Source organism: Bacillus sp. JKS001846 (assembly GCF_900176455.1).
Lineage (GTDB): Bacteria > Bacillota > Bacilli > Bacillales > Bacillaceae_G > Bacillus_A > Bacillus_A cereus.
The window spans coordinates 459328-480251 of record NZ_FWYG01000001.1 but is presented as its reverse complement, the minus strand read 5'-3'; the positions used below and the strand labels follow the sequence as shown (position 1 = coordinate 480251).

Sequence of the window (20924 nt, the reverse complement as noted above, 5' to 3'; positions counted from 1 at the left end):
TCGTTATCTTGTAAACAAACAATAAGTATTCATATTTAGAAAGGGGATTACAAGCATGTTATCCATTAATCCAAATGAACAAACTGAAAAAGATAATTACAAATTACTTACTGGAAGTATCATCCCTCGTCCTGTCGCATTCGTTACTTCTGTAACAAAAGAAGGCGTACTAAACGGAGCACCATATAGTTATTTCAATATTGTCGCTGCTAATCCACCACTTATCTCAGTATCTGTACAACGAAAAGCCGGAGAAAGAAAGGACACTTCCCGAAACGCAATTGAAAAAGGAGAATTTGTCGTACATATTTCTGACGAATCATATGTAGCAGCAATTAACGAAACAGCAGCTAACCTCCCGCCAAATGAAAGTGAAATTGAACTAGCAAAACTAACACCAATTGAAAGTGAAGTCATCTCTGTTCCAGGTGTAAAAGAAGCAAATATTCGAATGGAATGCGTATTAGAACGTGCAATTCCACTTGGCGGAACGGAAGACTCACCAGCTTGTGATCTACTAATTGGACGCGTCGTTCGTTTCCACGTTGCCGAACATCTATATGAAAAAGGGCGCATTCACGCCGAAGGACTCAAACCAATAAGCCGCCTAGCAGGACACAACTATGCAAAATTAGGAGAACAATTTGAATTGGTTAGGCCAATCTAAAAGCGGAAGCGGCTCGTTCAGAATCGCAGGGCACTTCAAGCTCTCGACCTGAAAGCGCTTTTTGCTTCATGCGAGAGAGCGAAATGACCGGAGATTCTAGCCGCTGAAGCTGGATAATATCTAAAAGTGGAAGTGGCCCGTTTAGCTCTGACCAGCTAAGGTTCTCTCGCACAAAAGGTGCTTTTTACCTTTCGTGCGGGAGGTTCTTAGATGCGAAGAGCTGGCCACTGGAACTGGATAATATCTAAAAGCGGAAGCGGCTCGTTCAGAATCGCAGGACACTTCAAGCTCTCGACCTTGAAGCGCTTTTTGCTTCATGCGAGTGAGCTTGTCGCTGGAGCTGGATATATTTAAAAACAAGGCGGCTAGATTCCTCCCATCACTCAAATATAAAATCCCCTGCTTTTTAGCAGGGGATTTTCTCATTGTAATTCTTCCTTCTTTTCCTCTAAAGTAGGCATTTTCTCTTTTTTCGGCTTCCCTAGCTTAATTACGAAGAAGTATAGGGAAAGCAATGTAATAAGAAAAACAATTAAAAACGGGTACGGAGAGTAAAAGGCACGCGCCGCCTCAGTCTTTCCCGCAACAAATTTCAATGACTCAATATCTAAAAACTCAGCAAACATTTGTACACCGAGCATACTAAACCAAAAAACAAAAAAACTAATAATAATACCAAAAACTTGCTTCAATCTCGTCATTCATCTCATCCTTTCTATATCTGTAATTTTTAGCGCAATAAATATAGTACAAACAAAATATTCACAGAAAGGAACTATCTCACCATTCACGAATTAACTTAATCCAACCTAACATCAAAATTTGCAAAATAATACCCCAAATTATAAGTCTTCTTAGCCATCGAGGATAGAAGGTTAAAAATTTAACATACCATTCCAATAGCTTGTTCATAATTCCCTCCTCCATAAAATTATATAGGAAAAAGGATATATAATCCAAACCCAACTAAAATGATACCCCCTACTATCTCACCATATGTACCGAGCATATCTTTCGCATGTCTCCCAATTAATAAACCCATCCACGCTAATAACATGCTAACAAATCCAAAAAGTAAAATCGTAATAATTGTTTGTGCTCCATAAATACCAAGACTAAGTCCTACTGAGAAACTATCTATACTGACGCCAAATGCAAATACGAATAAACTAATTCCAATAGGGGCTGTTCTAGTCTCTTCATTTTGTAAAATGCTCGAATATACGATATAAAACCCTAGTCCGATTAATAAAATAGCACCCGCAAAATGTGCGATATCTCCATACTTCTCTGATAAAAAACGACCTAGTACCATTCCTATAAACGGCATAATAATATGAAATATCCCTATCGTCATACCAATATACAGGATTTGTCTTAACTTTAGGGGTATCATCCCCATACCAAGACTCACCGAGAACGCATCCATCCCTAAGGCGAATGCCATAATTATTAAAGGTATTAGCTGTTCAAACGTCATTCATGCCCCTCCTTGGACGTGCTACTTCACAATATGCTTATCCAAGGAGAAATATTCTGTTTGCTAATCTTACCTTATCATTCAATAATAATATGATGTCCTGCCGCTTTTGTTAAACGATTCATAATTGCATTCCCTATTCCTTCATTAGGGAATGACTCACTAAAAATAACATCCACTTCACTTGCATCAAATGTTCTAAGTACATCATATAATTTAGTCGCAACACTAGCTAAGTCACTTCTAACACCACAAGATAATATAACATCAGCACTATATACATTCTGATACTCTTCTGTCGTTAATACGCCTACTTTAAATCCTTCTTCCTTTTTCTCATCCACAAGATGCTGAATAAACTCACGTGAGCCCTCAACAATACTAAGTGGTGCTTTCGGGGCATAATGTGTGTATTTCATTCCAGGCGATTTCGGTTTTTCCTTCTCATCCTTTAAAGCTGGATCTAAAGAAACAGTACCTATCACCGCTTCTAATTGTTCTTTCGTAATCCCACCTGGACGTAATATTGTTGGAACCGCGCTTGTACAATCAATTACAGTTGATTCAACGCCTACTCCAGTTGCACCACCATCAACAATACCTGCAATCTTCCCATTCAAATCTTCATATACGTGAGAAGCTAATGTTGGACTTGGACGCCCTGAACGATTCGCACTTGGTGCCGCAACAGGTACATTCGCCTCTTCAATAAGAGCAAGTGCAATTGGATGATCAGGCATTCTTACTCCAACCGTATTAAGTCCTGCCGTCACCTTCTCTGAAATCCCTTCTTTTCTCGGCAAAATAATTGTTAATGGTCCTGGCCAAAAATGCGCCATTAACTTCTCTGCAACTGGTGGAATTTCTTTCACAATCCCATCTAACTGAGATTTTGTACCTATATGGACAATAAGTGGATTATCACTCGGTCTTCCTTTCGCTTGGAAAATTTTCGCGATTGCTTCATCATCCATCGCATTTGCACCTAACCCATATACTGTTTCCGTAGGGAAAGCAACCGCCTCATTTTCTCTTAATAATTTTGCTGCTTCTTGTAACTGTGGATAATATTTTTTTCTTTCCACAACATTATCCACAACCCACATGTTTGTATGCATTTTTTTCCACGTCCTTTTCTACCCTTAAATACTTGTATATTTTTAGTTTACTATGAGATTTATCCAAAAGACAAACAAGGTTTATCCACAAAATGTGGATAAACCTAATTAATCCGTGGATAACTTTGTGAATAGCTGACAATTTAGTATTATTGCATTCTGCTCTTTTATATTTTTACAAAAATGTTCTAGTTGTTGAATTCCCTCTGGAACCTCATCCTTTTCTATAGTAAAAAAGTCAAAAAACTGAAAGATCGGTACAGATTGTGGATGATTTGTTAGTAAGTACAATTGTTGAACACTTTTTTCTTTCATATACTGCAAAAACATTTCAAAAAAATATAAGAAAGTCTGTTTATCCACATGAGGTGTGAATAAACAAGAACGAATAAGCACATCTTCCCCACTTTGTTCATAACCAATTACAGCTCGTATTTCTTCCGCCTCTTCCAAAATCATAAATTGTGCGTACAACTCATTTATTTTATCATCTTTTTTATTAGCTTGTCCGAAAAAAGAATGTAATCTTTCCACATCTGCTTTCGTAGCAAAATACACTTTCTTCATAATAAATCCCTCCTCATTTTTATATATGAAGAGGGATTTATTAATAGTACTATTTAGAGAATAAAGATGTAAAAGCTTCTACAATAAACAATTTAACTTCTGGCTTTTCTTCTTCCTCTTCTACTTTTACATACTCATTTTGCTTTTCTTGTTTTTTCTCCACAGGTTTCTCCACTTTTTCCACAGTTTTTATTTCTTCTTTACTTACAGGCTGCTCTTCGACTTTTGTTTCATTTTTTACTACTTTCTTTTCAGAAGCTGTTACTTTTTTTACTACTTCCTGCTTTACAGCTTTCGTTTCTTTTACCTTATCTACTTTCTTCTCTTCTTTATCTATTACTTCCTCATCTAGTTGTTTCACCTGCTCCTCTTCAGGAGATTCCGCCTTCACAACGTGCTCTTCTTTTCTTACAGCTGTCCCGCTCGAAAAATCTAAGAAACACATTGGTGGAAATAATACACACCACCAGTTCGCCCCTTCACCTTCTCCAATTGTGATTAATACTGCTTCATATTCTCCTGCTGGATAAATAAAATTCCCGTATACCTTTGTAGGAAACTTTACATTCTTACTAAATTTCACTTGAAATGAATCTTTACTTCCTTCTCTTTTTAACGTATTTTCCACCGTTTTCTCGATTTCTGGAATATGACTTTGAATTACTTTGCGTGCCTCTTCAAATGAAGTTAAATCCGCTACCCACCCATCAATTTGTGCTTTTACTTCATCACGCACTTTACGCTTTAATGCCTGGTCTTTATCTGAATCACTATTTGCTAAAATTCGTAATCGAACGGCCTCTTTCGGAATAACTGAAGGCCCTTTCGCATCAGCTTTCATATATCCAAACTGCACAAGTAACTGTGCACCAATTAATAGTATAAGAAGATAAGCAATAACTTGTTTTTTCATTTCCTCCACCGTCCCTTCTACAAACAGTGTGGACAGACTTTCATCTTTCTAAACTATTAAATTCAAAATCTATATGAATTTTTCCACAAAAAAATAGAGTAAGGTGTGAACCTTACTCCATCTCTGCAAATACCATACGATCTTTTCCGTTAATATCGAAAACAACCTCAACATGAGCATGTGGAAAAGCTTGTTGTAACAATCTTTTTACATCCTCACCTTGTCCTACTCCAATTTCAAACGCCACAATCGCTTTCTTCTGCAACACATTCGGCAATTCTTCCATAAAACGGCGATAGAAATCTAATCCGTCTTCACCACCAACAAGTGCTCTCTTCGGCTCATGCTCTTTCACAACAGGAGAAAGACCACGCCAATCCTCTTCCGGTATATATGGAGGATTTGAAACAACAACATCTAGCTTTTGACCCGTTTTATGAAATGGTGACAATAAATCACCGTGATAGAACGTTACTTCTGCACCTAAAGCTTTTGCATTTTCTTTTGCAACTTCAATCGACTCTTGTGCAATATCTACTGTATACACATGAAGATTTTCATTTTCTAAAGCAAGCGTAATAGAAATCGCTCCACTACCTGTACCTATATCTGCTACATGTAGTTTCTCATCACCAAAATGGCGCTCGATTCTTTCTAATACTCCCACTATAAGCTCTTCTGTTTCCGGCCTTGGTATTAATACTTCTTCATTCACAAAGAAAGACCGTCCATAAAACATTTCATAACCAATCATATATTGAATAGGAATACCTTCTACATGCTTGTGGATAAACTCCGTAAAGCTTTTCTCTTGATCCTCAGTTATTTCTTCACGCATATTCATAAGTAATCCTGTTCTGTTCACCTTTAATACATGACAAAGGACAATTTCTCCCGCATTTTCATCTCGTCCATTTTCCTGTAAAAAAGAAGAAGCCCATTTCAGGGCTTCATAGACACGCATTACTCAGCTGCCTCCATCTTTTGAGCCTGATCTTCCATCACTAAGGCATTGATGAAATCATCTAACTTACCTTGTAAGATTTGATCTAGCTTTTGAATCGTTAAACCGATTCGATGGTCTGTAACACGGTTTTGCGGGAAGTTATACGTACGAATACGCTCTGAACGATCTCCCGTACCAACAGCTTGTTTACGGTTTTGATCATACTCAGCTTGCGCTTCTTGTCTAAACTTATCATAAACACGTGCGCGTAATACTTTCATCGCTTTTTCTTTATTCTTGATCTGTGATTTCTCATCCTGACAAGATACAACTACACCAGTCGGTAAATGCGTTAAACGCACCGCTGACATCGTTGTATTAACGCTCTGTCCACCAGGTCCACTAGAAGCGAATGTATCAACACGAACATCTTTCTCGTGAATATCAATTTCTACTTCTTCTGCCTCTGGTAATACAGCTACAGTTGCTGTAGATGTATGAATACGTCCACCAGATTCCGTTTCAGGAACACGTTGTACACGGTGAGCACCATTCTCGAATTTCAGCTTCGCGAAAGCACCTTTACCATTAATCATAAAGATAATCTCTTTATATCCACCTAACTCTGTATAGCTAGCCTCAATAATCTCCGTTTTCCAGCCCTGTACCTCAGCGTAACGGCTATACATACGGTATAAGTCACCAGCAAATAAAGCTGCCTCGTCTCCACCAGCAGCTCCACGAACCTCAACGATAACGTTCTTATCATCATTAGGGTCTTTTGGAACAAGTAAAATTTTCAGACGCTCTGATAATGTTTTATCTTGTGATTCTAACTCAGAAACTTCTTCTTTTACCATTTCACGCATTTCTGCGTCTAACTTATCTTCTAACATTGCTTTCGCATCTTTTAATTGCTCACGAACATCCTTATACTCACGATACACCTCTACCGTTTCCTGTATATCAGACTGTTCCTTTGAATATTCACGAAGCTTATTTGAATCACTAATAATCGCTGGATCACTTAACAATTCATTTAACTTCTCATAACGATTTTCTACAGCTTGCAAACGATCTAACACATCATTCACCTCTACATCCTAGTATCTAATACAAATAGTATATGGTACTTACTCAAAAAAACGCAAATTATATTTAAAAGTGGCGGTGGCTCTTTCAGCTCTGACCAGCTAAGGTTCTTTCGACCTAAAGGTGCTTTTTACCTTTCGGGCGGAAGGTTCTTAGATGCAAAGAGCTAGCCACCAGAACTAGATATATTTAAAAGCGTAAGCGGATCACACCGCTCATTCTCTCTATTTTGAAAAAAACCCGCCTTGCGCAGCGAGTTTTACTTATCTTTGTTTGCAGGTACTGCATGACAATGACGACAACGCGGTTCATACGATTCTGAAGCTCCAACTAAAATAATTGGATCATCAAATGCCGCTGGTTCTCCATCAATTAATCGTTGTGTACGACTTGCTGGAGATCCACATACAGAACATACTGCTTGTAGTTTTGTCACATGTTCAGCAATCGCCATCAGCTGAGGAACTTGTCCAAATGGTAGACCACGGAAATCTTGGTCTAAACCAGCTACAATGACACGATAGCCACGATTTGCCAATACTTGCACCACTTCCACAATGTCCCCATCAAAAAATTGCACCTCATCGATTGCAATAACATCCAGCTCTTCTGTAATATGTTCAAATATATCCTTTGAAGCTGAAACAGGAACTGCTTTTACCTTTAATCCGTTATGTGATACTACATCTTCTTCACTATATCGATTATCAATACATGGTTTAAATACAATTGCATGTTGTTTTGCAAATTGTGTACGGCGCACACGGCGGATTAGCTCTTCTGACTTGCCAGAAAACATACTACCGCAAATCACTTCAATCCAGCCATTTTGATTTATTAAGTACATGAAGCTCTCCTTTCATCTACTTTTCAGTTAAAAGTAGGGTAAAGGTATAATATTTTCGCAAAAAAAACAGACAAGCGAATACATACACTTGCCTGTTTTATGTTTTTATTACTTAAGACCGTATTTCTTATTGAAGCGGTCAACGCGTCCGTCTGCAGTAGCAAACTTCTGACGTCCAGTGTAGAATGGGTGAGAATCAGAACTGATCTCAACTTTTAGTAATGGATAAGTGTTACCATCTTCCCACTCAACAGTTTCGTTAGATCCTTTAGTAGATCCGCTTAAGAATTTGAAGCCTGTGTTTGTGTCCATGAATACAACTTTCTTGTAATCTGGGTGAATTCCTGCTTTCATTCTTTTCATCTCCTTCCGCCCTGAATCATTTTCGAAACAGAGTTTTTCATCTTCAGCTGCATACACAACTATATTGATGAAACACATATGATGAAATTATAACAAGGCTAACTTCATTTTGCAACTACCTGTTTTTGTCTTTTTAATTTTAAAAGCGCAAGCGGCTCTTTCAGAATGGGAGGGGGATGGAGCTTCTGACGTAGAGGTGCTTTTTACCTTTCGGGCGGAAGGTTCTTAGATGCGAAGAGCTAGCCACCGGAACTGGATATTATCTTAAAGTGGAGACGGCTCTTTCAAAATCGCAGGCTATTTGGAGCTCTCGACCCTGAAGCGCTTTTTGCTTCATGCGAGAGAGCAAAATGACCGGAGATTTTAGCCGCTAGAGCTCGATATCACCTTAAAGCGCACGCGGCTCGTTCAGAATGGGAGGGGGATGGAGCTTCTGACGTAGAGGCGCTTTTTGCCTCGTAGGAAGACGCGAAGCCACCGACCATTCTAGCCGCTGGAGCTGGATATTAAATTGAAAGTGGAGGTGGCTCGCTCAGCTCTGACCAGCTAAGGTTCTTTCGCCCTAAAGGTGCTTTTTACCTTTTGGGCGGAAGGTTCTTAGATGCGAAGAGCTAGCCACCGGAACTGGATATTATCTTAAAGTGGAGACGGCTCGTTCAAAATCGCAGGCTATTTGGAGCTCTCGACCTTGAAGCGCTTTTTGCTTCGAGCGAGAGAGTGAAATGACCGGAGATTCTAACCGCTGGAGCTGGATATCACCTTAAAGCGCACGCGGCTCGTTTAGCTCTGACTGGCTAAGGTTCTCTCACTTATTTCTCTCTTTAATATCACCTAAACAGCATAAAAAACTCGCTTACTATAAAATAAGCGAGTCCTGATTTTTTCCCTTTACTTAGTTGTTACATACCTTTTTGAGTCTGCAACAATGTTTTGTAAAAACTCTTCATTTGTCTTCGTTTGACGAAGCTTACGTAAGAAACTTTCAACGAAGTCTGGTGTATCACGCATTGTTTTACGAATGCCCCATAACTTGTCTAAATGTTCTTTTGGAATTAATAGATCTTCTTTACGTGTACCAGAACGACGAATATCGATCGCCGGGAAGATACGACGTTCAGCTAATGAACGATCTAAGTGAAGTTCCATATTTCCAGTTCCTTTAAATTCCTCGTAAATAACATCGTCCATACGTGATCCTGTATCAACAAGGGCTGTCGCTAAAATTGTTAAGCTACCGCCTTCTTCAATATTACGCGCAGCTCCAAAGAAACGCTTCGGTCTATGGAAGGCAGCTGGATCGATACCACCTGATAATGTTCTACCACTTGGTGGAATAACGAGGTTGTAAGCTCGAGCTAAACGGGTAATACTATCCATTAAAATGATAACATCTTTCTTGTGCTCTACAAGACGCATCGCACGTTCTAACACAAGCTCAGCTACTTTAATATGATTTTCTGGCACTTCATCAAAAGTAGAACTTACAACATCTCCTTTAACAGAACGTTCAATGTCTGTTACTTCCTCTGGACGCTCATCAATTAAAAGTACAATTAATTCTGCTTCCGGATGATTTGTTGTAACACTATGCGCGATTTCTTTTAATAGACTTGTTTTACCAGCCTTTGGAGGCGCAACAATTAAACCACGTTGTCCAAATCCAACTGGTGCGATTAAATCCATGATGCGTGTCGGTAACTTTTTAGGTTCCGTTTCCAATTTCATTTGGCGATCTGGGTATAATGGTGTTAATGCAGGGAAATGCACACGCTCTTTTGCTGAATCTGGATCATCTCCGTTTACAGCTTCAACTTGTAATAACCCAAAATAGCGTTCATTTTCTTTCGGAGGTCGTACTTTACCAGAAACCTTATCTCCATTACGTAAATCGAAACGACGAATTTGCGAAGCTGAGATATAAATATCTTCTGAGCTTGGAGAATAGTTGATAGGACGTAGGAATCCAAATCCTTCTGATTGAATAATTTCTAATACGCCTTCCATGAAAAAGAAACCTTCTTTTTCTGCTCGAGCTTTCAAAATAGAAAAAATTAACTCTTTTTTCGTTAATTTGCTATAATACGAAATCTTAAATTCTTTCGCAAGCTCGTATAACTCTTTTAATTTCATGTTTTCTAATGCTGCAATTGACAAATTCATTCAGACACCACACTTTAACGTTATTCTCTTTTTTCATGGGTAAAGGGAAAAAATACGGAAGGCAAATAATTAATAATGAAAGGCAATAAGTTCAAGTAGGGTAATATTCACTATTGTAACCCTTTTATCTAGTTTTAATCAATACGTTGGAACACAAATACAAGAAGCGAAGACAAGAAAATTTGTCTTCGCTTCTTATTTAATTTAGTTCCAGCTCCGATAGTTAGAAAAGTCGACCATTTTAACCTTTCTGAACGAGCTGCTTACGCTTTTTATTTAATAACCAAGTTTGGTTTTTTATTCAAGCTATGACGTCCATCCACGAAGCGAACTGTGCCTGATTTTGCGCGCATAACAAGGGATTGCGTTGTTCCTACGCTACCTTTAAATTGAACACCGCGTAATAGTTCTCCATCTGTTACGCCTGTTGCTGCAAAGATTGCATCGTCACCTTTTACTAAGTCCTCCATACGAAGGATACGATTAATGTCTTCTATGCCCATTTTTTTACAACGTGCTAATTCAGCTTCGTTTTGTGGCAATAGTTTTCCGTGAATTTCTCCACCTAAACATTTTAAAGCAACTGCTGCTAATACACCTTCAGGTGCTCCACCAGATCCAAATAAAATATCTACACCTGTACGATCAAACGCTGTATTAATCGCTCCAGCTACATCTCCATCATTAATTAATTTAATGCGAGCACCAGCTTTACGAATTTCTTCGATAATTTCTTGATGACGTGGACGATTTAAAACTGTCGCTACAACATCTTCAATATCTTTATTTTTTGCTTTCGCAACTGCACGTAAGTTATCAATAATAGGCGCATCAATGTCGACCGCCCCGACTGCTTCTGGGCCAACCGCGATTTTATCCATGTACATGTCAGGGGCATGTAACAAATTACCGTGGTCTGCAATTGCAATAACAGCAAGAGCATTCCAGCCACCAGCTGCTACGATGTTTGTCCCTTCTAAAGGATCAACCGCAACGTCTACACGTGGTCCATATCCTGTACCTAATTTCTCTCCGATATATAGCATTGGTGCTTCATCCATCTCACCTTCACCAATTACAACTGTACCTTTCATCGGAATTGTATCAAATACATCACGCATAGCTGATGTTGCTGCACCGTCTGCCTCGTCCTTTTTCCCGCGCCCCATCCAACGCGCTGATGATAAAGCTGCAGCCTCTGTTACACGTACTAACTCCATAGATAAACTTCTCTCCACGATAATCCCTCTCCTTTAAGTCTTTATATTTCTGCCGTATTTTGTGAACCGTGTTTTTCTATAAAGTGTACTTCCGCAAGTAGTGATGCTTCGCTTCCCCCTTGCGGAAGTATCACTTATGCGTTCTTCATTTCTTCAATTTCTTGCTTTGTCATTTGTTCTCGCCAAATGTTTGCTCCAAGCCCTTTAAGCTTGTCCACTATATTCTCATAACCTCGATCAATATGCTCAAGTCCTGTTACTTCTGTAATTCCATCTGCCATTAATCCTGCAATAACAAGTGCCGCTCCCGCTCGTAAATCACTCGCCTTCACTTTTGCACCTTGCAGTAACACAGGACCAGTTACAATTGCCGAACGACCCTCTACTTTAATTTGAGCATTCATACGACGTAATTCATCAATGTGTTTGAAACGGGCACCGTAAATTGTATCTGTTACAACTCCCGTCCCGTGCGCCTTTGTTAAAAGCGTCGTAAACGGCTGTTGTAAATCCGTTGGAAAACCTGGATATACAAGCGTTTTGATATCAACTACTTTTAACTTTCTATTACCGTTCACCGTAATTTGATCATCGTTCGTTTCAACTTGAACACCAGCTTCTCTTAGCTTTGCAGTAACTGATTCTAAATGCTGAGGAATAACGTTATCAACCGTTACTTCTCCTCCTGATGCAGCTCCTAGAATCATATACGTACCAGCTTCAATACGATCTGGGATGATAGTATGGTGACAACCATGTAAAGAGTCCACACCATCTATTCGGATTACATCTGTACCAGCACCTTTAATACGTGCCCCCATGCTTGTTAACAATGTAGCTACATCAATAATCTCGGGCTCTTTCGCTGCATTTTCAATAACAGTTCTACCTTTTGCTCGTACAGCTGCTAGCATAATATTAATCGTAGCTCCTACACTAACAACATCTAAATAAATACGTGCCCCGCGTAGCTCATCTGCTCTTAAATAGATGGCACCTTGTTCATTCGTAACATGTGCACCTAGCGCTTCAAACCCTTTAATATGCTGATCAATCGGCCTCGGTCCTAAATGACATCCACCCGGAAGCCCAATAACAGCTTTTTTAAAACGGCCAAGCATTGCACCCATTAAATAATAAGAAGCGCGCAATTTTTTCACTTTTCCATTTGGCAAAGGCATTGCAACCATGTTAGAAGGATCGACTACCATCTCTTCCTCCTGTCCATAAGTTACTTTCCCTCCAATTTCCTCTAGTAAGTCTCCTAACATTTTTACGTCCGAAATATTAGGGACACCACCAATAGTTACTGGAGTATCTGCTAAAATTGTCGCTGGAATTAATGCAACGGCGCTGTTCTTTGCACCACTTACTCGAATTGTTCCATTTAAAGCTCTTCCGCCTTCAATTAGCAATTTTTCCATATTGAGCTCCCTTCTTGTGAATGTATTTACTTTCTATCTTTTTATAGAAAGCTCCCCTTAAGAATCTCAATTACTCTTTCCATCCCAAAACTCAATAAATAGGAAACCATTATCTTCATTTCTCCTATAGCACGAATAGATAAAGATCAACTATTCATCGAATTCACTTTATCAATTTAGATACGTTATCACATTTATTAATAGGACTATGCACATTATTTTCTATTTAAAAACAAAAATGATAAAATCTTTAGACTTGTTCACGCTTTCATTATACAACGAAAGGAAACCGTCTAAAAGACTAGACGGTTTCCAAAACGGAATTTTATTCTTACGCTTTACCGTTAGAACCGAATTCGCGAATTTTACCAATAACAGTTGCTTTGATAGCGTCGCGGCCAGGTCCGATAAATTTACGAGGATCGTAAACTTCTTGGTCTTTGTTTAATACTTCACGAACAGCTTTTGTAAACTCGATTTGGTTCTCAGTGTTTACGTTGATTTTTGAAGTACCTAAAGAGATAGCTTTTTCGATATCAGCAGTTGGGATACCAGTACCACCATGTAATACTAAAGGTACGCCAGTGAAGTCACGAACTTGTTCCATTTCAGCGAATCCTAAGTTAGGCTCACCTTTGTAAGGACCGTGTACAGAACCTAAAGCTGGAGCTAGGCAATCGATACCTGTTGCTTCAACAAGGTGCTTACACTCTGCTGGGTCAGCGTAAATTACGCCTTCAGCGATTACGTCGTCTTCTTGTCCGCCAACTGTTCCAAGCTCAGCTTCAACAGATACGTTACGAGCGTGTGCGTATTCTACTACTTGTTTAGTAGTTTCAACGTTTTCTTCGAATGGGTGGTGAGAAGCGTCGATCATTACAGATGTGAAACCTGCATCGATTGCTTCTTTACATTTTTCGAAGCTTGAACCATGATCAAGGTGAATCGCTACAGGAACAGTGATGTTCATTTCTTCGATTAAAGCTTTAACCATAGCTACAACTGTTTTGAAACCAGTCATATGACGAGCTGCACCCTCAGATACACCTAGGATTACAGGAGATTTTTCTTCTTCCGCAGCAGCTAAGATAGCTTGAGTCCACTCTAAGTTGTTCATGTTGAATTGACCAACTGCGTATTTTCCTTCTAGTGCTTTGTTTAGCATTTCTTTCATAGAAACTAAAGGCATGGTGAATCCTCCTAAAAAACGTTTTTTGTATCCGATAAGTTCTTATCGCTGGTAGTATGACCAGAATAAGGTAAAATATGTATATCTACATACCGGACTTTTTTCTACACTCAATAGGATAACAACTTGTACTCAAAAACTCAACCGTATTCACCTGCACAATAGTCCATGTAAACGCTTTTTTCCATATTTTTTATAAAAAATTCATTTTTACGCCTCTACAGCGAGCTCATTTCTCACAGCTTGACGAATTTCATCAATATCAAATGGTTTAGCAAAATGCATTAAAGCACCTAAATCTTTTGCTTCTTGGATCATATCAAGCTCTCCATAAGCAGTCATTAAAATTACTTTAATACTCTCATCAATTTCTTTTACATGCTTTAAAATCTCTATACCATCCATGCCTGGAATTTTCATATCTAACACTACTAAATCTGGATTATCTTTTTTCACGATATCTAAAGCTTGAAATCCATTTGCTGCTTGGAATGTCTGATAACCTTCTTTTTGGAACACTTCATGTAATAGCACACGAATCCCATATTGATCATCAACGATTAAAATTTTACCTTCCATAATTCCCAACCTTTCTGTGTAAGTACAAGATTTAAAGCTTCTTATATCTTAACGATTTATTTTCGCTATTCTTTGGCAAATTCCTTCCTATTCTTTCTTATTTTACCGTTTCCTATTTTGTTATGCTACCCTACGATTTCACCTTTCTAAAAAAATAAACTATAATGAAAGCCGGCAAACACGTACGAAGGGAGTAACATTATGTTAAAAATTTTTTCAACTCAATTAAGTGGTTATTTCTCCAGAGTTTCTCAAAAAGAAGAAATGAATATAGAAGATAGTGCTCGTTTACTTGCTCAAGCACTAGTTGGCGATGGTTTCATTTATTTACATGGTACAAATGAAATGGAAGGCGTTGTTGCCGAGGCACTATTCGGTGCTGAACCAATGAAGCAAGCAAAACGCTTATTTGAAAATGGTAAAGAAGCAGAAGTAACCTCTGCGGATCGTGTACTTCTTATTAGCCGTTTTTCAACAGATGAAGCGGTTGTAGAAATTGCAAAAAAACTACAAGAAGAGGGACACTCTATTGTCGGCATTTCTGCTCTTCAAGAAGGTACGGAATCACTCGAACGATATACAGACGTACATATTGATACAAAACTGTTAAAAGGTCTTATTCCAGACGATGAAGGTAATCGCTACGGATTCCCAAGTTTAATAGTAGCTTTATTTGCTTATCACGGAATCAAATTTACAATCGATGAAATGTTAAATGAATATTAAAAAAAGCGCCTTATTTCAGGCGCTTTTTTTATTACTTGCTCTCTTTATTCGTAATAGAAGCTCTTACGAAGTCATGGAACAATGGTTGTGGACGGTTTGGACGAGAAACAAGTTCTGGGTGGAACTGTGCTGCCACGAACCAAGGGTGGTCTTTTAATTCAATGATTTCAACTAGACGGCCGTCTGGGCTTGTACCAGAGAATACAAATCCTTCTTTTTCCATATCCGGACGGAACTGGTTGTTGAACTCATAACGATGACGATGACGTTCATATACAACCGGCTCATTATAAGCATTGTAAGCATTTGTTTCTTCAGCAAGCTTACATGGGTATAGACCAAGACGAAGTGTACCACCTAGGTCCTCTACATCTTTTTGTTCTGGTAATAAGTCGATGATTGCATATGGTGTGTCAGGGTTGATTTCAGAAGAGTTAGCACCTTCTAAACCTAATACATTACGTGCGAATTCGATTGATGCAAGTTGCATACCTAAGCAAATTCCTAAGAATGGAACTTTGTTTTCACGAGCATATTGAATCGCAACGATTTTACCTTCTACACCACGATCGCCGAAGCCACCTGGTACAAGGATACCATCTGTATCGCCAACTAATTCTTTTACGTTTTCTGCTGTTACGTGCTCAGCATTTACCCATTTTACTTCTACATCTGTGTCGAATGAGTAACCAGCATGACGAAGTGCTTCTACAACAGAAATATAAGCATCTTGAAGTTCTACATATTTACCAACAAGAGCGATTTTTGTTTTCTTAGAAAGATTACGCACTTTGTTAACTAGCGCAGTCCACTCTGTCATATCTGCAGCTGGATTGTCTAATTTTAAGTGGTCACAAACGATTTGGTCCATGTTTTGTTCTTGAAGAGATAATGGAACCGCATATAAAGTATCTGCATCGCGAGCTTCGATAACTGCTTTTGTATCGATGTCACAGAATAATGCAAGCTTGTCTTTCATATCTTGAGAAACAGGCATTTCTGTACGAACAACGATAATGTTTGGTTGAATACCTAAGCTACGAAGTTCTTTAACACTATGTTGTGTTGGTTTTGTCTTCATTTCACCCGCTGCTTTTAAGTACGGGATTAACGTACAGTGAATGTACATTACATTGTCACGACCGATGTCGCTCTTAATTTGACGGATTGCTTCTAAGAATGGTAGAGACTCGATGTCACCAACAGTTCCACCGATTTCTGTAATAACAACATCCGCATTTGTTTCACGACCAGAACGATATACGCGTTCTTTAATTTCGTTAGTAATATGAGGAATAACTTGAACTGTTCCTCCTAAATATTCACCGCGACGCTCTTTTTGAAGAACTGAAGAGTAAATTTTACCTGTTGTTACGTTGCTGTATTTGTTTAAGTTAATGTCGATGAAACGCTCATAGTGACCAAGGTCTAAGTCAGTTTCTGCGCCATCATCTGTTACGAATACCTCACCGTGTTGGTATGGGCTCATAGTCCCTGGGTCTACGTTAATGTATGGATCAAACTTTTGAATCGTTACGTTTAAACCACGATTTTTTAAAAGTCTTCCAAGAGATGCTGCTGTAATACCTTTTCCTAAAGACGATACTACACCGCCTGTTACAAAAATATACTTAGTCATGAAAAAGCTCCCTTCTATTTTGCTGTTATATAATCACCGTTGCAAAGCGCAACGTATGTAGATAACACTGTATCCATCTTATTGTTAGACTCTTTTTATTTTCTAAACAAAAAACAAAAAAGAAAATTGCTCCCCTCATCACAAAAAGTAATAAGTAGGGAGCAATTTTCTTTTATATTTACACTTTAAAAGTATTATCGTCCTTTTTTAAAGAGCCCAAAAATGATTCTACATGGACGATAATGAAAAGTCAAGAACTACAGTTCTTCCTCTTCTTCTTCTTCAGTTTCATCATACTCAAGTTCTTCTTCAGCGAAGTCGTCGTCATCTTCGTCTAAATCATCAAGATCGTCGTCATCTCCGTCTTCTTCTTCAAGAACCTTGTCCAAATCTTCTACATCGTCTTCATCTTCACTTACGTCTGCATCGTCGAAGTCATCTTCGTCTTCTTCAATGTAGTCGTCAAAACCGTCTTCTTCAACTTTACGTTTCTTCTTCGGTTTTGGTTGAGGCAAGATTTCTTCATCAATTTGCTCATATGGGTACCAGCTGCGTAGTCCCCAACGATTTTCTCCTAAATTAATGAAACGTCCATCGATGTTTAAGTCTGTATAAAATTGTGCGATTTTCGCATTAACTTGCTCTTGAGATAGTCCCAGCACTTGAGCGATTTCTTGAACCAACTCGTTGAATGTCGTTGCTTGTTTTTTATCCCCTAAAACGCTATGTACAACTTCAATCATTGAACATTCTTTTAGCTCTTCTGGTGAATATTGCTTAAAATCCACTTATGCGGCACTTCCTTTCATCAAATATAACCTTATATATAACGGCCTGCTTAAAAAAATCCATACTATTCATTATAAACAAAAGTCGCACAAATATGCTACAAAAAAAACGGGAAACTTTTATAGGGTAGTAAAATTATAATTTGTCTGTTCCTTATTTCGGAAGCATATGGGCCCCTTGCAATACATACCTAATTTGCATTTCTGTATATTCTTCGAGCGTATACAGTTTTTGCAGCGCCCAGCGTCTAAATCCCCACATCTGTCCTTGTATAAAAATATTATGCGCAAGAAGCTGTATTTCTTTTTTATTTAATGTAAATGTTCCATTTTCCGTACACTGTTCTAAAATATTCTCGAACATTCCTACCATTTGAAACTCCTTTTCTAATACATACGGAAGTGATTCTTTCGGTAAAAAGCGTACCTCTTGATACATTATCAATACTTCTTCCTGTAATTCGTCCATCACTTTAAAGTAATTCGTTATTGCTATCTTTAAACTTTCTATACTCCCTTTTTCTGTACACACTACTTCCTCTAATCTTTCTTTTACATGTTCATATATACTATCACAAACTAAATATAAAACATCATCTTTGGTACGAATGTACTCATAAAGTGTCCCTATACTAAACCCAGCCGCTTTTGCAATCTCTCTCGTTGTTGTACGCGGAAATCCTTTTTGTTTAAACAGTTGCACCGCACCTTTAATCATTTGTTCACGTCTTAACGCAACTAATTTTTCATCTTTCACCGATGCATGCACATTATGTTTAACCATTCCCTTCACCTCTCTCTATTATTTTTTGGAAGGAAAAAGCGTAGGAAAATACCTACGCTTTCGTTCCTACTTCGTTAACATACGAGAAATTACAAGCCTCTGAATCTCTTGTGTTCCTTCATATATTTGTGTAATCTTTGCATCTCGCATATAACGCTCTACTGGATAATCTTTCGTATAACCGTAACCACCAAATACTTGCACCGCTTCAGTCGTCACCTTCATCGCTGCATCGCCTGCAAATACTTTTGACATCGCTGATTCTTTTCCATACGGAAGCCCTTCTGATTCAAGCCAAGCCGCTTGATATGTTAAAAGGCGTGCTGCTTCTACATCTGTTGCCATATCCGCAAGTTTAAAGCCAATCCCTTGCTGCGCCGCAATTGGTTTTCCAAACTGATGGCGCTCCCTTGCATATTCTACAGAAGCATCTAAAGCCCCTTGTGCAATCCCAACAGCTTGCGCCGCAATACCGTTACGACCTCCATCTAATGTTTGCATCGCAACTTTAAACCCTTGCCCCTCTCCTCCAAGTAGATTCTCTACAGGAATACGGCAATCTTCAAACATAATTTCAGTCGTTGGTGAAGAGCGAATCCCTAGCTTGCTCTCCTTCTTCCCAACTGAAAATCCCGGTGTATCACTTTCTACAATAAATGCACTCGTACCGCGCTGCTTCGATTCAGGATCAGTTAGCGCAAAAACAACATAAATATCAGCAATACCGCCATTTGTAATGAAAATTTTTGATCCATTTAAAATATAATGATCGCCATCTCTCTTTGCGATTGTCTTCATTCCACCAGCATCCGATCCAGATCCTGGTTCCGTTAAGCCGTATGCACCAATTTTCTTCCCTTCAGCCATCGGCCGTAAAAACTTTTGCTTTTGCTCTTCCGTCCCAAATTTAAAAATTGGCCATCCCGCAAGTGAAGTATGCGCAGACAGTGTTACACCTGTTGAAGCACAAACGCGAGATAATTCTTCAATAGCGATTACGTATGCTAAGTAATCGCTTCCAATTCCACCGTACTCTTCAGGCCATGGAATACCAGTTAAACCAAGCTCTGCCATTTGATCAAATAACTCTCGATCAAATCGCTCTTCTTCATCACGCTCAGCTGCTGTTGGTGCCACTTCATTTTTAGCAAAATCTCGAACCATTTTTCTTATCATTTCATGTTCTTCTGATAGTTTAAAATGCATCTCCGTCTCCCCCTCGCCCTTTTATAAAGCACGGCTAATAACAAGTTTCTGTATTTCACTTGTTCCTTCATATATTTGCGTAATTTTCGCATCACGGAAAAATCGTTCTACTGGATAGTCTTTCGTATAACCGTAACCACCAAATACTTGCACCGCCTCAATCGCGACTCCAACCGCTGTCTTAGAAGCAAATAATTTCGCAATAGATGCTTCTTTACCGCATGGTAATCCTTGTGCCCTAAGAGATGCCGCTCTATATACGAGTAACCTTGCTGCCTCGATACTTGTTGCCATATCTGCAAGCTTGAAGCCAATCCCTTGCTGCGCCGCAATGGGCTTCCCGAATTGCTCTCTTTCTTTTGCATAATCAATTGCACAGCCAAGCGCCGCTTCAGCAATTCCTAACGCCTGCGCACCGATTCCAATTCGCCCAACATCTAAATTCGCCATCGCCACCTTGAATCCTTGTCCTTCTTCCCCAAGTAAATTCTCAGCTGGCACTTTCATATCTTCAAAAGTAAGTTGTACTGTACGAGAACCGAGAAGTCCCATCTTATGTTCATCTTTTCCAATGATTAAACCAGGTGTATCTTTCTCTACTATAAATGCAGAAATACCACTTTTCCCTGCCTCTGGATTTGTAGAAGCGAATACAATGTATGTACTTGCTTCACCACCATTTGTAATAAACACTTTCGATCCATTAATAATATAATGATCACCTTTTTTCACAGCTCTTGATTTCAAACTCCCTGCATCTGATCCTGCATTTGGCTCTGTTAAAGCAAATGCACCTAAATATTCCCCGGTTGCAAGTTTAGAAACATATTTTTTCTTCTGTTCTTCTGTTCCAAAATATAAAATCGGATTCATTCCAACTGACGTATGTACAGCTAAAATTACACCAACTGTTGCACTTACCTTTGAGATTTCCTCAATTGCTAGAATGTAAGAAATAAAGTCCATTTCTGCCCCGCCGTATTTTGCAGGCGCTGGAATACCCATTAATCCAAGCTCACCCATCTTTTGCAAAATCTCTTTCGGGAACACCCCTTGTTCCATACTAGGAACAAAGGGAGCTATTTCCTTCTGTGCAAAATCCCGAACCATTTTCCTCATCATTTGCTGCTCTTCATTAAAACGAAAGTTCATATATTCCGCCTCCATTTGCTATATATCCTTTAAATAATTTGGTAAGACCACTATGTTGTAACAA

Annotated in this window: 22 protein-coding genes; 2 read left to right on the top strand and 20 right to left on the bottom strand. The window is 38.8% G+C overall.

Annotated features, from left to right (window positions below):
• Positions 1–55: 55 nt before the first annotated feature.
• Entirely contained in the window at positions 56–667 is a 612-nt protein-coding gene (locus tag B9A45_RS02590) for a flavin reductase family protein (RefSeq protein WP_000949054.1), read from the top strand.
• A 422-nt stretch (positions 668–1089) separates the two neighbouring features.
• On the opposite strand, the gene B9A45_RS02585 is transcribed toward B9A45_RS02590, so the two are convergent.
• The 15 genes from B9A45_RS02585 to spo0F form a co-directional block, all read right to left on the bottom strand.
• Complete coding sequence (locus B9A45_RS02585; protein WP_000197472.1) at positions 1090–1368, bottom strand: DUF3935 domain-containing protein; 279 nt, start codon at positions 1366–1368, stop codon at positions 1090–1092.
• Between the two features lie 79 nt (positions 1369–1447).
• Positions 1448–1579 (bottom strand): hypothetical protein, encoded by a 132-nt coding sequence (locus tag B9A45_RS32535; RefSeq protein ID WP_256891701.1) that lies wholly within the window; start codon positions 1577–1579, stop codon positions 1448–1450.
• 19 nt (positions 1580–1598) lie between these two features.
• Positions 1599–2147, bottom strand: a complete 549-nt coding sequence (locus tag B9A45_RS02580; RefSeq protein WP_000142463.1) for a manganese efflux pump MntP — start codon at positions 2145–2147, stop codon at positions 1599–1601.
• A gap of 77 nt (positions 2148–2224) precedes the next feature.
• Positions 2225–3265, bottom strand: a complete 1041-nt coding sequence (locus B9A45_RS02575) for an L-threonylcarbamoyladenylate synthase (RefSeq protein WP_084063837.1) — start codon at positions 3263–3265, stop codon at positions 2225–2227.
• A 108-nt stretch (positions 3266–3373) separates the two neighbouring features.
• Positions 3374–3832 (bottom strand): GNAT family N-acetyltransferase, encoded by a 459-nt coding sequence (locus B9A45_RS02570; protein ID WP_000758437.1) that lies wholly within the window; start codon positions 3830–3832, stop codon positions 3374–3376.
• A gap of 49 nt (positions 3833–3881) precedes the next feature.
• Positions 3882–4745, bottom strand: a complete 864-nt coding sequence (gene spoIIR, locus B9A45_RS02565; RefSeq protein ID WP_000745063.1) for a stage II sporulation protein R — start codon at positions 4743–4745, stop codon at positions 3882–3884.
• Between the two features lie 112 nt (positions 4746–4857).
• On the bottom strand, positions 4858–5709 hold the full coding sequence (gene prmC / locus B9A45_RS02560; RefSeq protein ID WP_001267055.1) for a peptide chain release factor N(5)-glutamine methyltransferase: 852 nt from the start codon (positions 5707–5709) through the stop codon (positions 4858–4860).
• Entirely contained in the window at positions 5709–6776 is a 1068-nt protein-coding gene (gene prfA, locus B9A45_RS02555; RefSeq protein ID WP_000887064.1) for a peptide chain release factor 1, read from the bottom strand. The genes prmC and prfA overlap by 1 nt, the downstream gene beginning before the upstream one ends.
• Before the next feature lie 266 nt (positions 6777–7042).
• On the bottom strand, positions 7043–7630 hold the full coding sequence (locus B9A45_RS02550; protein ID WP_000280859.1) for a thymidine kinase: 588 nt from the start codon (positions 7628–7630) through the stop codon (positions 7043–7045).
• 108 nt (positions 7631–7738) lie between these two features.
• Complete coding sequence (locus tag B9A45_RS02545) at positions 7739–7984, bottom strand: type B 50S ribosomal protein L31 (protein WP_000643433.1); 246 nt, start codon at positions 7982–7984, stop codon at positions 7739–7741.
• Between the two features lie 897 nt (positions 7985–8881).
• Positions 8882–10153: a transcription termination factor Rho gene (gene rho / locus B9A45_RS02540; RefSeq protein ID WP_001053903.1), complete on the bottom strand. Its 1272-nt coding sequence runs from the start codon at positions 10151–10153 to the stop codon at positions 8882–8884.
• A gap of 272 nt (positions 10154–10425) precedes the next feature.
• Entirely contained in the window at positions 10426–11391 is a 966-nt protein-coding gene (gene glpX, locus B9A45_RS02535) for a class II fructose-bisphosphatase (RefSeq protein WP_000442340.1), read from the bottom strand.
• 116 nt (positions 11392–11507) lie between these two features.
• On the bottom strand, positions 11508–12797 hold the full coding sequence (gene murA / locus B9A45_RS02525) for a UDP-N-acetylglucosamine 1-carboxyvinyltransferase (protein WP_000413254.1): 1290 nt from the start codon (positions 12795–12797) through the stop codon (positions 11508–11510).
• 331 nt (positions 12798–13128) lie between these two features.
• The gene (locus B9A45_RS02520) at positions 13129–13986 is read right to left on the bottom strand and encodes a class II fructose-bisphosphate aldolase (protein WP_001131855.1); all 858 of its coding nucleotides are present in this window, start codon (positions 13984–13986) and stop codon (positions 13129–13131) included.
• Between the two features lie 210 nt (positions 13987–14196).
• A complete protein-coding gene (gene spo0F, locus B9A45_RS02515; protein ID WP_000398594.1) occupies positions 14197–14565 on the bottom strand; it encodes a sporulation initiation phosphotransferase Spo0F in 369 nt (122 codons plus the stop codon).
• Positions 14566–14766: 201 nt separating this feature from the next.
• Here spo0F and B9A45_RS02510 point away from each other — a divergent pair, with 201 nt between their 5' ends.
• On the top strand, positions 14767–15291 hold the full coding sequence (locus tag B9A45_RS02510; protein ID WP_000912402.1) for a DUF2529 domain-containing protein: 525 nt from the start codon (positions 14767–14769) through the stop codon (positions 15289–15291).
• Positions 15292–15322: 31 nt separating this feature from the next.
• Here the strand turns inward: B9A45_RS02510 and pyrG are convergent, their stop codons facing one another.
• The 5 genes from pyrG to B9A45_RS02485 all read right to left on the bottom strand — a co-directional run bounded on the left by pyrG (position 15323) and on the right by B9A45_RS02485 (position 20860).
• Positions 15323–16930: a CTP synthase gene (pyrG, locus tag B9A45_RS02505; protein WP_000170460.1), complete on the bottom strand. Its 1608-nt coding sequence runs from the start codon at positions 16928–16930 to the stop codon at positions 15323–15325.
• Positions 16931–17187: 257 nt separating this feature from the next.
• Positions 17188–17718, bottom strand: coding sequence for a DNA-directed RNA polymerase subunit delta (gene rpoE / locus B9A45_RS02500; protein WP_000346280.1), 531 nt, complete (start codon positions 17716–17718; stop codon positions 17188–17190).
• Positions 17719–17872: 154 nt separating this feature from the next.
• Positions 17873–18502 (bottom strand): TetR/AcrR family transcriptional regulator, encoded by a 630-nt coding sequence (locus B9A45_RS02495; protein ID WP_000238599.1) that lies wholly within the window; start codon positions 18500–18502, stop codon positions 17873–17875.
• 66 nt (positions 18503–18568) lie between these two features.
• A complete protein-coding gene (gene acdA, locus B9A45_RS02490; RefSeq protein WP_000545545.1) occupies positions 18569–19708 on the bottom strand; it encodes an acyl-CoA dehydrogenase AcdA in 1140 nt (379 codons plus the stop codon).
• Positions 19709–19729: 21 nt separating this feature from the next.
• A complete protein-coding gene (locus B9A45_RS02485) occupies positions 19730–20860 on the bottom strand; it encodes an acyl-CoA dehydrogenase (protein WP_016111026.1) in 1131 nt (376 codons plus the stop codon).
• Positions 20861–20924 lie beyond the last annotated feature (64 nt).